Origin of the sequence: Acinetobacter venetianus RAG-1 = CIP 110063 (assembly GCF_000368585.1) — a bacterium.
Lineage (GTDB): Bacteria > Pseudomonadota > Gammaproteobacteria > Pseudomonadales > Moraxellaceae > Acinetobacter > Acinetobacter venetianus.
In genome coordinates this window covers 36,959-50,654 of the sequence record NZ_KB849556.1, presented here as the reverse complement: position 1 = coordinate 50,654, position 13,696 = coordinate 36,959, and the positions used below count along the sequence as shown (strand labels likewise).

Annotated in this window: 14 protein-coding genes; 5 read left to right on the top strand and 9 right to left on the bottom strand. The window is 41.0% G+C overall.

Annotated features, from left to right (window positions below):
• The first annotated feature begins 155 nt into the window (after positions 1 to 155).
• From F959_RS00250 to blhA, 3 genes are read left to right on the top strand one after another with little or no spacing between them, the layout of a single operon-like run.
• A complete protein-coding gene (locus F959_RS00250; RefSeq protein WP_004876339.1) occupies positions 156 to 1,604 on the top strand; it encodes a leucyl aminopeptidase in 1,449 nt (482 codons plus the stop codon).
• A gap of 6 nt (positions 1,605 to 1,610) precedes the next feature.
• Entirely contained in the window at positions 1,611 to 2,027 is a 417-nt protein-coding gene (locus F959_RS00245) for a DNA polymerase III subunit chi (RefSeq protein WP_017196639.1), read from the top strand.
• A gap of 35 nt (positions 2,028 to 2,062) precedes the next feature.
• Positions 2,063 to 2,689, top strand: coding sequence for a cell division protein BlhA (blhA, locus tag F959_RS00240; protein ID WP_004876335.1), 627 nt, complete (start codon positions 2,063 to 2,065; stop codon positions 2,687 to 2,689).
• 40 nt (positions 2,690 to 2,729) lie between these two features.
• Here the strand turns inward: blhA and F959_RS00235 are convergent, their stop codons facing one another.
• The 7 genes from F959_RS00235 to glnK form a co-directional block, all read right to left on the bottom strand.
• Complete coding sequence (locus tag F959_RS00235; protein WP_004876332.1) at positions 2,730 to 3,389, bottom strand: riboflavin synthase; 660 nt, start codon at positions 3,387 to 3,389, stop codon at positions 2,730 to 2,732.
• Between the two features lie 159 nt (positions 3,390 to 3,548).
• On the bottom strand, positions 3,549 to 4,391 hold the full coding sequence (locus tag F959_RS00230; protein WP_004876331.1) for an MIP/aquaporin family protein: 843 nt from the start codon (positions 4,389 to 4,391) through the stop codon (positions 3,549 to 3,551).
• Positions 4,392 to 4,786: 395 nt separating this feature from the next.
• Positions 4,787 to 6,079 carry a DNA adenine methylase gene (locus F959_RS00225; RefSeq protein WP_004876328.1) on the bottom strand — a complete coding sequence of 431 codons (1,293 nt, stop codon included), beginning with the start codon at positions 6,077 to 6,079 and terminating at the stop codon, positions 4,787 to 4,789.
• Complete coding sequence (gene ribD / locus F959_RS00220) at positions 6,076 to 7,176, bottom strand: bifunctional diaminohydroxyphosphoribosylaminopyrimidine deaminase/5-amino-6-(5-phosphoribosylamino)uracil reductase RibD (protein WP_004876325.1); 1,101 nt, start codon at positions 7,174 to 7,176, stop codon at positions 6,076 to 6,078. The genes F959_RS00225 and ribD overlap by 4 nt, the downstream gene beginning before the upstream one ends.
• Before the next feature lie 12 nt (positions 7,177 to 7,188).
• Positions 7,189 to 7,653, bottom strand: a complete 465-nt coding sequence (gene nrdR / locus F959_RS00215; RefSeq protein WP_004876323.1) for a transcriptional regulator NrdR — start codon at positions 7,651 to 7,653, stop codon at positions 7,189 to 7,191.
• A 124-nt stretch (positions 7,654 to 7,777) separates the two neighbouring features.
• Positions 7,778 to 9,184 (bottom strand): ammonium transporter, encoded by a 1,407-nt coding sequence (locus F959_RS00210; RefSeq protein ID WP_004876320.1) that lies wholly within the window; start codon positions 9,182 to 9,184, stop codon positions 7,778 to 7,780.
• 68 nt (positions 9,185 to 9,252) lie between these two features.
• Complete coding sequence (glnK, locus tag F959_RS00205; protein ID WP_004876318.1) at positions 9,253 to 9,591, bottom strand: P-II family nitrogen regulator; 339 nt, start codon at positions 9,589 to 9,591, stop codon at positions 9,253 to 9,255.
• Between the two features lie 275 nt (positions 9,592 to 9,866).
• Between glnK and F959_RS00200 the strand changes: the two genes are divergently transcribed.
• Positions 9,867 to 10,094, top strand: a complete 228-nt coding sequence (locus tag F959_RS00200; RefSeq protein ID WP_004876316.1) for an accessory factor UbiK family protein — start codon at positions 9,867 to 9,869, stop codon at positions 10,092 to 10,094.
• Positions 10,095 to 10,163: 69 nt separating this feature from the next.
• Entirely contained in the window at positions 10,164 to 11,651 is a 1,488-nt protein-coding gene (locus tag F959_RS00195) for a YifB family Mg chelatase-like AAA ATPase (RefSeq protein WP_004876314.1), read from the top strand.
• 40 nt (positions 11,652 to 11,691) lie between these two features.
• On the opposite strand, the gene F959_RS00190 is transcribed toward F959_RS00195, so the two are convergent.
• Positions 11,692 to 12,453, bottom strand: coding sequence for a TorF family putative porin (locus F959_RS00190; protein ID WP_004876312.1), 762 nt, complete (start codon positions 12,451 to 12,453; stop codon positions 11,692 to 11,694).
• A gap of 393 nt (positions 12,454 to 12,846) precedes the next feature.
• Positions 12,847 to 13,617, bottom strand: a complete 771-nt coding sequence (locus F959_RS00185) for a TorF family putative porin (protein WP_004876310.1) — start codon at positions 13,615 to 13,617, stop codon at positions 12,847 to 12,849.
• Between the last annotated feature and the right edge of the window lie 79 nt (positions 13,618 to 13,696).

Sequence of the window (13,696 nt, the reverse complement as noted above, 5' to 3'; positions counted from 1 at the left end):
TAATGCTTCCAAAAATAGACCAATCGAGGGGTAGTGCTAGTTTACCCGAATGTTAAAAATATAAAACCTATCGCTTGTTGCGGATTGCAACCTCATATCTGAAAGTGTTTAATGGAATGATCTCTGTTTTTTATGCATTAGGTTTTATATAAACAATGAAATTTACCCTGCACACCACCCTTCCTGCGCAATCATCTAGTGAATCTTTATGGATTTTGGTTGATTCAGAACAACTACAACAAAATTTAAATTCATACCAAATCAAAGACCTAGAAGAATCTATTATCGCAACTCAATTCAAAGCAGGTTTTAATGAAAACTTAGCACTGATTGCAAAAATTGCTGCACAACCAAATGCTCAAATCCTTGGATTGGGTAAAAGTAATGAGTTAAAAGCGATTAAATTAGCAAAACTCGCACAAACCATTATCAAATCATCACAAAATAAATTTAAACAAATTAGTGTCGATTTATCTGCATTACCAACTGATTTACATCATTTGTTTGCACTTAGCCTCACTCAAGCTGCTTATGGTTATGATGAATTTAAGTCGAAAAAGAACGAATTTGTTTTAGAAACGATTGATCTCATCGCAAGCCAAACATCTTTAAATGAAGCGCAATTGAACTTGATCCATGCAGTACAGTCTGGCCAGAGCTACGCGCGTGATTTGGGTAACCGTCCAGGCAATATTTGCTTCCCAGAATATCTTGCAGATCAAGCACTCGCATTGGCAAAACAATACCCTGATTTACTTAAAGTCACCGTATTAGATGAGCAGCAAATGGCTGACCTTGGCATGTACGCATTTCTTGCCGTCAGCAAAGGTTCAGATCGTCCAGGTCGTATCGTTACACTAGAATATAATGCCAATACTGATCAAGCACCTATTGTCTTTGTGGGTAAAGGCGTAACTTTCGATACAGGTGGTATTTCGCTTAAACCTGGTGCTGGCATGGACGAGATGAAATTCGATATGTGCGGCGCTGCTTCCGTTCTCGGTACGATGCAAGCACTTTGTGAAGCAAAACTTCCAATTCATGTCGTAGGTGCAATTGCTGCTGCTGAAAATATGCCATCAGGCCATGCTACACGTCCGGGTGATATTGTCACAACGATGAGCGGTCAAACGGTTGAAATCCTAAATACCGATGCTGAAGGCCGCTTAGTACTGTGTGATACATTGACCTATATCAAACGCTTCAACCCTGCCCTTGTGATTGATATCGCAACTCTCACAGGTGCATGTGTTGTTGCACTTGGCAAAGTAGTGAGCGGCTTATTTACGCCTGATGATGAACTCGCTCAAGATCTACTCCAAGCTGGCGAACAATCACTTGACCGTGTATGGCGTATGCCAGTAATGGAAGAATACCAAGAACTACTCGATACGCCTTTTGCTGATATAGCCAATATCGGTGGGCCACATGGTGGCGCGATTACAGCGGCTTGCTTCCTTGAACGCTTTACCCGTGAATACCGTTGGGCACACTTAGACGTTGCAGGTACAGCATGGTTATCCGGTGCAGCCAAAGGTGCAACAGGTCGTCCAGTTCCATTGCTCATGCAATTTTTAGCAAATCGTGCTCAGACTAATCATTAAGGTTTGATGTTAGTGAACCCGCAGATTAGTTTTTATCTCTTTGAAAATAGTACAGAACGGCAAGTCGAAAGTGCTTGCCGCCTATGTCGCAAAATTCTGAATAAGCATCCTCAAATCTGGTGGCATTGTACTGATTCAGAATTACAAACTGAACTCGAGGAGAAACTTTGGACTTTCGACCAACTTAGTTTTATCCCGCATGGTATTGATACGCCAAACAGTGCAGTTTGTATTTCCGCAGAACTTCCACCATCGAAAGATTGGATCGTGTTTAATTTTAACAATCATGCACTTGAACTAACTCAAGATTTTCGCCACATTATCGAGATTATTGAAAATAATGAGACTGCTAAGCAGATCGGGCGAGAAAAATTTAAATTGTATCGTCGTTTAGGCATTGAGCCTCGGACATTTAAATTATAAATCTGTATGAGATCAGATCATTTGAGGAGTATCGTGTGGCATTAAATGTAGGTCAGGACTTTAAGAAACGTTGGCTCAACACCCCTGAAGCTGTTCGTCAAACCTATCAGGAAGATCTAGCGCGCATCTGTGACCTGCTGCAACCACAAACATCAATTCAAACGTGGAAATTTGATGAGGAAAAGGCTCAACAAATTTCGCAACAGCGTATTGAACAAGCCTATGCTGATCTCAAAGCAGAATTAATTGAACAAGCGCGCATTCGCAAGCAACTTGCACTTGAGAAAGCCTTAGAAGAGAAACGTGCCGCTGAAGCAGCGTACGCTGCCCAGCTCCATGCCGATGAAGCAAAGCAATTTGAGCAACAAACTGAAAACTTAGTGGCTTTACGCAATCATATTGATCAAGAAATTGCTCAACAGACTGAACGTTATCAAACAAATCCTGAGCAACCGAGTATCGACTTTGCGCAACCGCAACGTTTGGTTATTGACGATCAACAGATTTTATCTGAGTTAGAAAGTGTACGTGTACGCTTGGAACTGGAAGCAGAAAGCCTCATTGAACAGGCCGTCACTGTTTTCCGCGCCAAGTTGCATGCTCTAGCTCAAGATGAAATCGAATATATTCTAAAGAACAATGAATTCTCAGATGAAAAGTAATAAAAAGCCCAGTTTGAACTGGGCTTTTTATTCAGGTCTATTATTTTAAAAAACCATTTTCAGCTAAGAAAGCCATGCTGATATTGGATTCTGATTTCTGCTCTGCCGCTTTATCACCTAACAATAAGCGCTCGATATAACGTGCTAGCACATCAACTTCTAAATTCACTTTCGTACCCACTTGCCAAGTACCGATATTGGTACGTTCTGCTGTATGTGGAATCAGATTTAAACTCAAAATATTGCCACGTAAATGATTAATCGTCAGGCTAATACCATCCACAGTCACTGAGCCTTTTTCTGCTAAATATTTAGCTAACTCAACAGGTGCCGTCACTTCAAAATATAATGAACGTGCATCTTCACGAACCAAAGTAATTTCACCCAAACCATCAACATGACCACTGACAATATGTCCGCCAAAACGCGTGGTTGGCAACATTGCCTTTTCCACATTCACAGCTTGGCCCACTTTCCATTGACCTAAAGTGGTTCGATTCAAACTTTCACGAGAAACATCTGCTGCATACCAGTTACTGCCCCATTCAATCACTGTTAAACAGATTCCATTGGTTGCAATTGAATCACCCAAATGCACATCAGACATATCTAAATCAGTTTGAATACGCAAGCGTACATCACCGCCCACACTTTGCAGGCTCTCAACCTTACCTAAACTTTCAATAATACCTGTAAACATGAGACTTATAACCTACCTTTATTCAAGTACGTGCCAGCGTGAATCAGATACCTTAAAACAAAGGACTAGAGATAACAAGCCACCCTTCGCTCAAATCCCCCTCCACAAAAAAAGGGCAATCCTTTGATCGCCCTTATACATCTCATTCATCTTCGCTTATCAAGACTGCATTTCTGAAATTTGCTTTTCAGTGTTCGATTTAACTTCGACTTGATGGTTAACCAAGAAATGACTAAAAAATAATTTATATCCCAATACCCCCAAGCAAGCACCAACAATCGGAGCAATAATCGGAACGATAAAATAAGGAATATCCCGCCCACCCGTAAAAGCAATAGGACCCCATCCTGAAAAATAAGCCACTATTTTCGGGCCAAAGTCACGCGCAGGATTCATTGCAAAGCCTGTCAATGGACCAAATGATGCACCAATAACCGCCACCAACAGACCCACTAACAGCGGAGCTAACGGCCCACGCGGCAAACCATTACCATCATCGCCAATCGCCATAATCAACCAAAGCAGCAACATGGTAATAAACATTTCAACCATGAACGCTTGCCCAATAGAAAGCAAATGATGAGGATAGGTTGAAAAAATTCCTGCCAACTCTAGACTTTCAACACTACCACGAACCATATTATGACTTTGCTCATAATCGATAAATAGATTGCTATATAAGCTATAAACCAGAAGAGCACCTAAAGCAGCGCCAGCCACTTGGGAAATGATATAGAAAGGCACTTTGCGTTTATCAAAACCTGCAAATAAAGCCAATGCAATCGTCACAGCTGGGTTCAGATGCGCACCAGAAATACCTGCCGAGAGGTAGACAGCCAATGCAACAGCAAGGCCCCACACTAAGCTAATTTCCCACAACCCCAAACTTGCCCCTGCAAGTTTAAGTGCAGCAACCACACCAATACCAAATGATAGAAAAACTGCGGTAGCGAAAAACTCTGCTACACATTGCCCCAATAAGGTGGGTTCCGAGCGACTCATAACAACCTCTCTTGGTCATCGCTGCAAATAGGCAAGACCCTAAATTAAGGACGGCAAATTATATTTATTCTCTATTATGGTCAATATCATTTGGTAATTTTTTGAACGATTAGTAAAATTATTCTCTATAAAAAATAAGATGTAATTCTCTTTAAACCAAATATTAAAATCACCACAAATTACTGTTTTTAAATTAAAAACTTAAAATAAAATGAGAGTTAAAAGAAAATACCAAAATATTTTCTACACGAATTTTACGCGGAAAAATGAGAGATTTTTATTATAAAAACAGATATTTATCTCATAAACCGATTTAGTTAATCTAATTAACCGATTTGCTAGAAATAGTTGATACAAAAACACCACTTTGATTGCTCGAAGTGGTGTTTTTCAAACTACCAAAGTGCAAGCTGAGTACTATTACCAGAAGTATCAACTCCGCCTAATTCGGCAAAGTGATAAAGCTGCCCCAGTAATTGTCTTAACGGTGGGCCTGACTTCGCATGCGTATCCGTAATCACGATAAATTCCAATACACGTGCACGCTCAGATTGACGTTGCTTACTCACGCGATAACGAGGGACATCTTGGGTCAATAACGTGACTTTGCCACGCTTCAAATTGGCTGTCAGCAAATCCTTCGGCTCAATGTTTCCATCAGTCGAATAACTGGTCAATATATAGCGTGCGTTAATCGTATTTAATAATTTCTCATAAGCATCTTTAGCATGCTTTGATGAATTATATGGGCTTGGACGTTCTTTACGCCACGCACGATCAATACCACTCTTAAAGCCTTTGGTATCTGGAGGAGGTAAATCCACCTGATCCCATAGCGTTAAGGCATTCAATACATGGTAATTACTACTATAGGCATGTTGATTATACGGCGGATCAAGATAAGCAACATCAACCTCAAAACTACTCATTTGATTTGCTAAATGCTGTGCATCTACACACCACACTTCTGCGGCAGGACGCTTCGTATCGCCCATTTCACAGAAACGACTTGGCGTTAACCACAATAAAGACTCGATACGCTCTAAAGCAGTTTGTGTACGCCCGCCCCAGCCTTGGTGAAAACTTTTAAATACGCCACTGGTATTACTAACAAAACTTGCCGAATAAAGTAATGGTGCTAGTAACGCACTCATTTCAACATCGTTAATTGCACCTTGAGCTTGCCACGTTGCGATTTGCTGACGAATCGCATCAATACGCATGCCATTACGACGTTTGAAGAACAAACGGTCACGGGCAGGATCATATACGTCGTCATTTCGAGGACATAAGTTGTGCGTAACCCAGCCTTTAACTTCAGGCAACCGATTTAAATAATCAATCGCTTTTTGATAACCACCTAATTCTTTAAACGCTGGCGCATCCACTGAAGCCAAAATAGCATGGTTCAGTGCGTGACTATACGGTTCCCAGTCATTGGCAATCACACGATAACCATTTTGACGGGCCAAACGAGATACTACGCCACTTCCTGCAAAGAAATCCGCAAAAATCGGTGGGTTCTTTTTCTTACTATTCAGTGTTCCAGTAATTTCAAGTGCTTCAAGAATCAAATGTAGCAGACGACGCTTATTACCAAGATAAGGAACTAACTGATGAAAAAGATACTCGTCTGTCGTGCGTGCCGCATGACGACGTTTGTGATAAACCGATGGTTCTGGATTCATATCATCTCTTGGATAGGGAGCAATCTTAGGCGAATATCTTGCCCAAGTTGGGTTACATCGATTAACTCAAAGCGAAGCTGCTCAGCCATTTGGCTAAACTCAGCATTAAACATGGCGCGAGCTGTTTGACCAAGCAAAGTCGGCGCAACATAACTTATCATTTCATCAACTAAACCTTGCTGTAAAAAGGCTGTCGACAATGTTGCACCTGCCTCAACCAACACATCATAAATTTGATATTGTTGAGATAAGGTTTGTAATAACTGATTTAAAGGTTGCGGCGTTAATTGTATCACGCCTAATTCATCTAGTTCTTGGCGAAATGGTGTCATCACCATAACAGTTGCAGGATTCTGTAAAATTTTTGCAGAAAGCGGTAGTTGCCCCTGACGATCTAAGATAATCCGCTTAGGCTGAACGACACTTTTAAGGTCAATATTTTCTAAAGATCGCACATTCAATTCACAGTCATCAGCGAGAACCGTTTGAATACCTGTAATCACAGCACCAGAGATCGCACGCCAATGCTGAACATCCTGACGGGCAGTTGTCCCCGTAATCCACTTTGATTCACCGGACGCCATTGCCGTCCTACCATCGAGACTTGAAGCAATCTTCAAACGTACATAAGGCAGACCTGTCGCCATTGCCTTCAAAAAACCAAAATTCAATGTTTTTGCAATGTCTTCACAAATGCCCGTTTCAACCGCTATACCAGCATCCTGTAGGATTTTTACACCTTTACCAGCCACTAAAGGATTTGGATCAGCACATGCAACCACAACTTTTTTGACTTGTGCTTTGACTAAAGCTTCAGCACATGGCGGTGTTCTTCCATAATGCGCACATGGTTCTAACGTTACATAGGCTGTCGCATCTTTAGCATTCTCACCTGCTTGGCGTAATGCAAACACCTCAGCATGTGGTTGCCCTGCTTGAGGATGAAAGCCTTCACCAATCAGTTGACCATCTTTAACAATGACACAGCCAACATTTGGATTAGGTTTTGTCGAATATTGTCCAAGTCGAGCGAGTTGTATTGCTCGTTGCATCCAATACTGATCTTGAGACAAGGAATCTTGATTTAACTCAGACATGGGTTCTCTAACTTAAGCTTCGTTTTCGCGTTGTTGCATTTGTTCAATTTGATGACGGAATGCTTCGACATCTTGGAAATCTTGATAGACAGAAGCAAATCGGACATAAGCAACGTGATCCAGTGCAAATAAAGCTTGCATGACGATTTCACCGATCGTTCTGGATTTCACATCTCGCTCACCCAAACGTCGAATCTGTGACTGGATATCACTAAGCACTGTTTCAATCTGCTCTTGTGTAACTGGGCGTTTTTGTAATGCGTGCATCAATGATCGACGTAGCTTTGCCTCATCAAATGGTTCATTTTTACCATCGGATTTGATCACACGAGGCATTACCATTTCATAACTTTCAAAGGTCGTGAAACGTTCACCACAAACTGTACATTCACGGCGACGACGAATCTGGCACCCTTCGGCAGCCAGACGAGAGTCAATGACTTTACTATCAGCAGCGTTACAAAAAGGACAATGCATAATTTTGCGATTATTTACTCACTTTGCTTAAGTGTAGCAAAGTTTATGCAAATGCTGAACTAGCTCACCCCATGCATAAAAAAACAGCCCATGAGGGCTGTTTTTTTAGATGCTCTATAATCGATTATTCGATACGTTCGCCATGTTGGCTAAGGTCAAGACCCATACGTTCATCATCAGCGCTTACACGGATACCCATCACTAAATCAATCACTTTAAGGATAATGAAGGTTACAACACCGCTATATACGATTGTCGCCAATACACCTTCAACTTGAACCCATAATTGACCAGCAAATGTTGGAGCAAGTGCAACTTCAGCAGCTTTGATGATTTCATCGCTGTAGAACACACCTGTAAGAACCGCACCAACGATACCACCGACAGCATGTAAACCGAATGCATCCAAAGCGTCATCTGCTTTAAGGAAGCGTTTCAATGCTGTAATACCCCAGAAGCAAACTACACCACCGATTAAGCCCATGATTAAAGCACCGCCTACACCGACAAAACCAGCAGCAGGTGTAATCACAACCAAACCAGCAACCGCACCAGAAGCACCACCTAAAACAGATGCTTTACCACGAATTACACGTTCTACGATTAACCAAGAGAATGCAGCAGCGGCAGCAGCAACTTGTGTTACTAAAATCGCCATACTTGCACGAGCACCAGCACCTAACGCACTGCCACCGTTAAAGCCGAACCAACCTACCCAGATCAAGCTTGCACCGATAACAGTAAGAGTAAGATTGTGTGGCGCCATTGATTCACGGCCTAAACCAGTACGTTTACCCAACATGTATGCTGCAACTAAACCAGCAACACCCGCGTTGATATGTACAACTGTACCACCAGCGAAATCTAATGCACCTGCTTGGAATAACCAACCATCAGCTGCCCATACCCAGTGAGTAATTGGTGCGTATACCAATATCACCCATACTGCGATGAAAACCATGAACGCTGAATACTTCATACGATCTGCAATCGAACCACTGATAATCGCTACAGTGATGATCGCAAATGTCATTTGGAAAATAACAAATAAGCTTTCAGGAATCGTTCCACTCAAGGCATCAAATGCGACCCCATTCAACATTGCCTTGGCAAGGTCGCCAACATATGCGCCTGAACCAGAGAATGCGAGTGAATAACCTACGATTACCCAAATTAAACTAACTAAAATTGCCGCAGAAAGGCTGAACATCATAGTACTTAGAACGTTTTTCTTACGAACCATACCACCGTAGAAGAGAGCCAAACCAGGAATAGTCATCAACAGAACGAGTGCTGTTGAAACGAGAATCCAAGCTGTATCGCCTGTGTCTACTGTCGCCTCAGCCGCTGGAGCAGCTTCTTCAGGAGCTGGTGCTTCTACTGCAACGACTTCTGTAGTTGCAGCGCCAGTATCAGCAACTGCTACAGTTTGTTCAGTCACTGGAGTTGATGCAGCATCTTCTGCCCAAACAACAGCTGAACCACCTAAGAGTGCGCCAGATAGACTGAGCGCCATAAGCATTTTTTTCATTCGTGTCCCCCAACCTTATTTTGTGAGCTATTTCTCTTAATTTCTAACTCAGCAAACTTTATGCCAATTTAGACAGCATCTGGCCCAGTTTCACCAGTACGAATACGGATAACCTGCTCTAAATTCGTGATAAAGATTTTCCCATCACCAATTTTGCCTGTGCTTGCGACACGAGTAATCGATTCAATGACTGCATCAACCATTTCATCGCTAATTGCAATTTCAATTTTTACTTTCGGTAAGAAATCAACAACATACTCTGCACCACGATACAGTTCAGTATGACCTTTTTGACGTCCGAAACCTTTGACTTCAGTTACGGTAATCCCTTGAACACCAATATCAGAGAGTGCTTCACGCACATCATCTAATTTGAATGGTTTTACAATTGCAGTTACAAGCTTCATGTTTGTTTTCCTTCGGCTTATTTTCACCAGTAAGGTTTTATGTTCAATTTTCATGCCAATATTTAAAGGTTGGGGATTTTTAAATACTTAGCACAAGCTTTCTTTATAACCTATTTAGGCTTCAAGATGTAGACATACAATCGAAAATAAGTTTCATTTGCCAAAGTTTAGCGATATTTCTAAGTTATCTATCGCGCTTGATTCAACAGCGCTAGAGGATTAATACAAGCAGTGATACACTGAGCAGCAAATATACATAACCTATTGAGCTCTTTATGATTGAAACTCTTTTACAAGCAATTTTGCAGCAAGTTGATCAACCAAAAAAAGATTTAGAAAAAAACCTACGTGCCCTTTTAAATGAAAGCATCGAAAAATTAGATCTCGTATCAAAGCAAGAGCTAGAACGTCAAAGAACTGCCCTTAATTCAGCCAATCAACGCTTAAATGAATTACAACAACAAATGAAGTCACTTGAAGAAATGGTGCAGAACAAAAAATAAGCACCAACACAGTGCAAATTAAACCCTAAAGTGACTAAAAATAAAGCACCATGATGGAACAATAATAAAATGTCTTTTGCAAAAATCTATACGCGGGGATTATTGGGGCTGAATGCTCCTCAAATCGAGGTTGAAGTTCATATCAGTTCAGGACTCCCATCTTTAACAATTGTCGGACTTCCAGAAGCAGCAGTCAGAGAAAGTAAAGATCGAGTCCGTTCAGCAACCATCAATAGTGGTTTTCAGTTTCCAACCAAGCGCTTAACAATCAATTTAGCACCCGCAGACTTACCCAAAGATGGCTCTCGACTCGATTTACCTATCGCACTTGGCATCCTCGTTGCCTCAGGTCAACTACCTGAAAACTGCACTGAAGGATTTGAGTTTATTGGTGAACTTGCACTAGATGGGCACTTAAGACCAGTGTCAGGTACTTTAACGATTGCCATGGCATGCCAACAAGCTCAACATCGCCTATTACTACCAATATCAAATGTAGAAGAAGCCAATCAGTTACCAAACTTTGAGGTTTATGCTGCACAACATCTGCAAGATGTTTGTGCACATTTTTTGGGCAATTCCAAGATAGAAGCCGCACCACAAAGAACAGAAATCACTTCTGCTGGCTATCAACTTGATCTTGCCGATGTAAAAGGACAATTGCGTCCTCGTCGAGCGCTAGAAATTGCGGCTGCGGGAGGACATTCACTATTATTTAAAGGGCCTCCAGGCACAGGGAAAACCTTACTCGCATCAAGATTACCCTCAATTTTGCCACCCTTAGCTGCACATGAAAATTTAGAAGTCGCAAGTATCTATTCGGTTGCAAATGCCCAGCATACCTTTGGACAACGTCCATTTCGCGCCCCGCACCACACAGCATCAGCCATCGCATTGGTGGGTGGCGGTTCACAGCCAAAACCGGGTGAAATTACCCTTGCACATTTAGGTGTCTTATTTCTAGATGAGTTACCTGAGTTTGATCGAAAAGTGCTGGAAGTGCTGCGTCAGCCTTTAGAGTCCAAAGAAATTGTGATTTCACGCGCAGCAAGACAAATGACTTTTCCTGCAAATTTCCAGTTCATTGCTGCAATGAACCCTTGCCCTTGTGGTTACGCATTCAACCAAGATAGTCGCTGTCAATGCTCACCAGAAAGTATTCAGCGTTATCAAAATCGGATTTCTGGCCCTTTGCTGGATCGAATTGATTTACATATTGATGTTCCACCTTTGCAAGCCACTGAATTACAAGATCGAGCAGTAACTGAAAACTCTGAAACAGTACGACAACGTGTGATTAAAGCCTATCAACAACAACTGCAAAGACAGCAGTGTTTAAATCAAGCGTTATCACCGAACTTATTAGAGCAATATGCGCTACTTGATGACAGCTCAACAAAAATCATGGCAATGGCTCAACAACGTCTGAATCTCTCAGCTCGTGCTTATCATCGGGTTTTACGTGTCGCACGAACCATTGCTGATTTATCTGAGAGTGAAATGATTTCTAGCTCACATTTAACAGAAGCATTGTCCTACCGAGGTCATCAGGCATAAAAAAAGCGACCATATTGGTCGCTTTTCATTATTGTTATTATTAAAAAGCGTAAGCTAATCCTAAAACCACTTTATTTTTTTGTTTGATATCAGAACGATCATAGCCTCCTAAAATATAATCGAGACTCCAGTTAGCACCTGTATCACCTAAAGCATGAGATAGACCTAATGTCGCATGACGGAAAGCAAAACTATGCTCTGTTTTTGCAGTAAACTCATCATCATCGCCATAATAATAGGCACCCAGTTGTGCTTTACCCGTAAAACCAGCAGGCAATGCAGGCGCATACGTCGCGAGGAAATAAGTATCTCCTTTATTACCAAAAGTAACGTTGTTTAATAAAGTTTGTGCCGTCACACCAAAGTCTTTATAACTTAGACCAACAATGGTTTCGTAACCTGTAGACTCCCATCCTGGATAGTAATAATAAATCGTCCCACCCACTTGATAGCCTAGATCTTCAGTGATATTGCCCTTATAACCAGCATAAAAGTCACTTTCAAAAGAATCTCTCGCATCGACATCTTTACAGTCAGGATTTAGACAAGCATAAGAATAATCTAGCGTTGAAAACCAATAACCTGCATAAAAACCCTTGTGGCTATAATCCAATCCACCTTGTACAGCTGCACCGCTATTTTCTGGAGAGTTGGTAATACCACGCAAGTTATAGCTCGATACCACACTGATATTTCCAGAAACTGTTCCCGGAAATGGTAGCTTACTCTCTTCAGCCATTGCTAAAGTTGATGTTAATGTTGCAACACTTAAAGCCACTGCTTTGACTGCAAATTTCATCATATTGATCTCCCCCTAGATTTAGATATTCAACAGATTTCTGTTTAAAATTGCATCAATATGTAATTAGCAATTGCTGTGCCAACATTAAAAAAAGATTAAAAATAAATAATATCCTATATTTAACAGAAGCTTGAATAAAACAAAGAGACTAAATAGCTATTCTCCAGTCTTTTATCATGATGCGGTTTTTATCCATGCAACCAAACTAGGGCGAACCTGCTCTTTTTAGCGCATAAAGTCACGACCTTAAATATTAAGGCAGAAAATGAAATATTCACGCCTGCAATCAAGACATTCCAAGATAGTTATAAAGAAAATGAAACTAATATTTTTTTAATTATGCACCGCACAAAAAAGCCAGCATTTCAGCTGGCTTTTCAGTTTTCTAAATAATTAGAATGTTTTATTTAATGTAAATACTGCACCCGTTTCTACACCGCGTTTGTAAGGTTGCATATCAGCATCAATATTTGTACCTACAGCAGCAAGTTCAGCTGAGAAATCAGGAATAGATTTGAAGCTATAAGTTATGCCAACTTTCCAATCAACGTAGTTGTCATCTTTACTGCCATTATCACTGAAGTCATAGTTATCCGCTGTTGTATAACCAATACTTGCGACACCACCAAAACCTGTGTCAGCAAAAGGTACTGTATACGTTGCGTTTAAATACCAAGCATCTTCATCCAAACCAAAGAAATCATTTGTATAATTAACACTTGCTAATAAGCTATCGCCAGAAGCAATAACATCACTGAAACCTAATTTAGCGTATAGCTCAAGCCAGTTGAAATCTGACGCACTTGGATAGCCGTAGTACCATAAACCAACATCTAAAGTTGGCTTGCCAGCAAAAGGCAATTCAGTTGTATAACCAATATATGGATCTAATTCTAAGTGCGGGTCAGCTGAACCAAAGTTTACATTTGAACCCCATACACCAGCATATAAACCAGAAGAATGAGATAACGCAAAACCACCTTGAATGGCTGGATCACTTTGAGTTTGAGTCATACCACGATAGCGATAATCTGTGGTTAATGCAGCATTTCCTGAAAAGCTAAGTCCGTACTGAGATAATGTCGTTGTTTCTTCAGCCATAGCAAAAGATGAAGTTACAGCAATGATACTCATCGCGATTGCTTTACATGCAAATTTCATCATATTGATCTCCCCCATGATGGATATTCGACTGATTTATGTTTTAAATTGCATCACGTTTGTAATTAGCAAATGCTGTGCC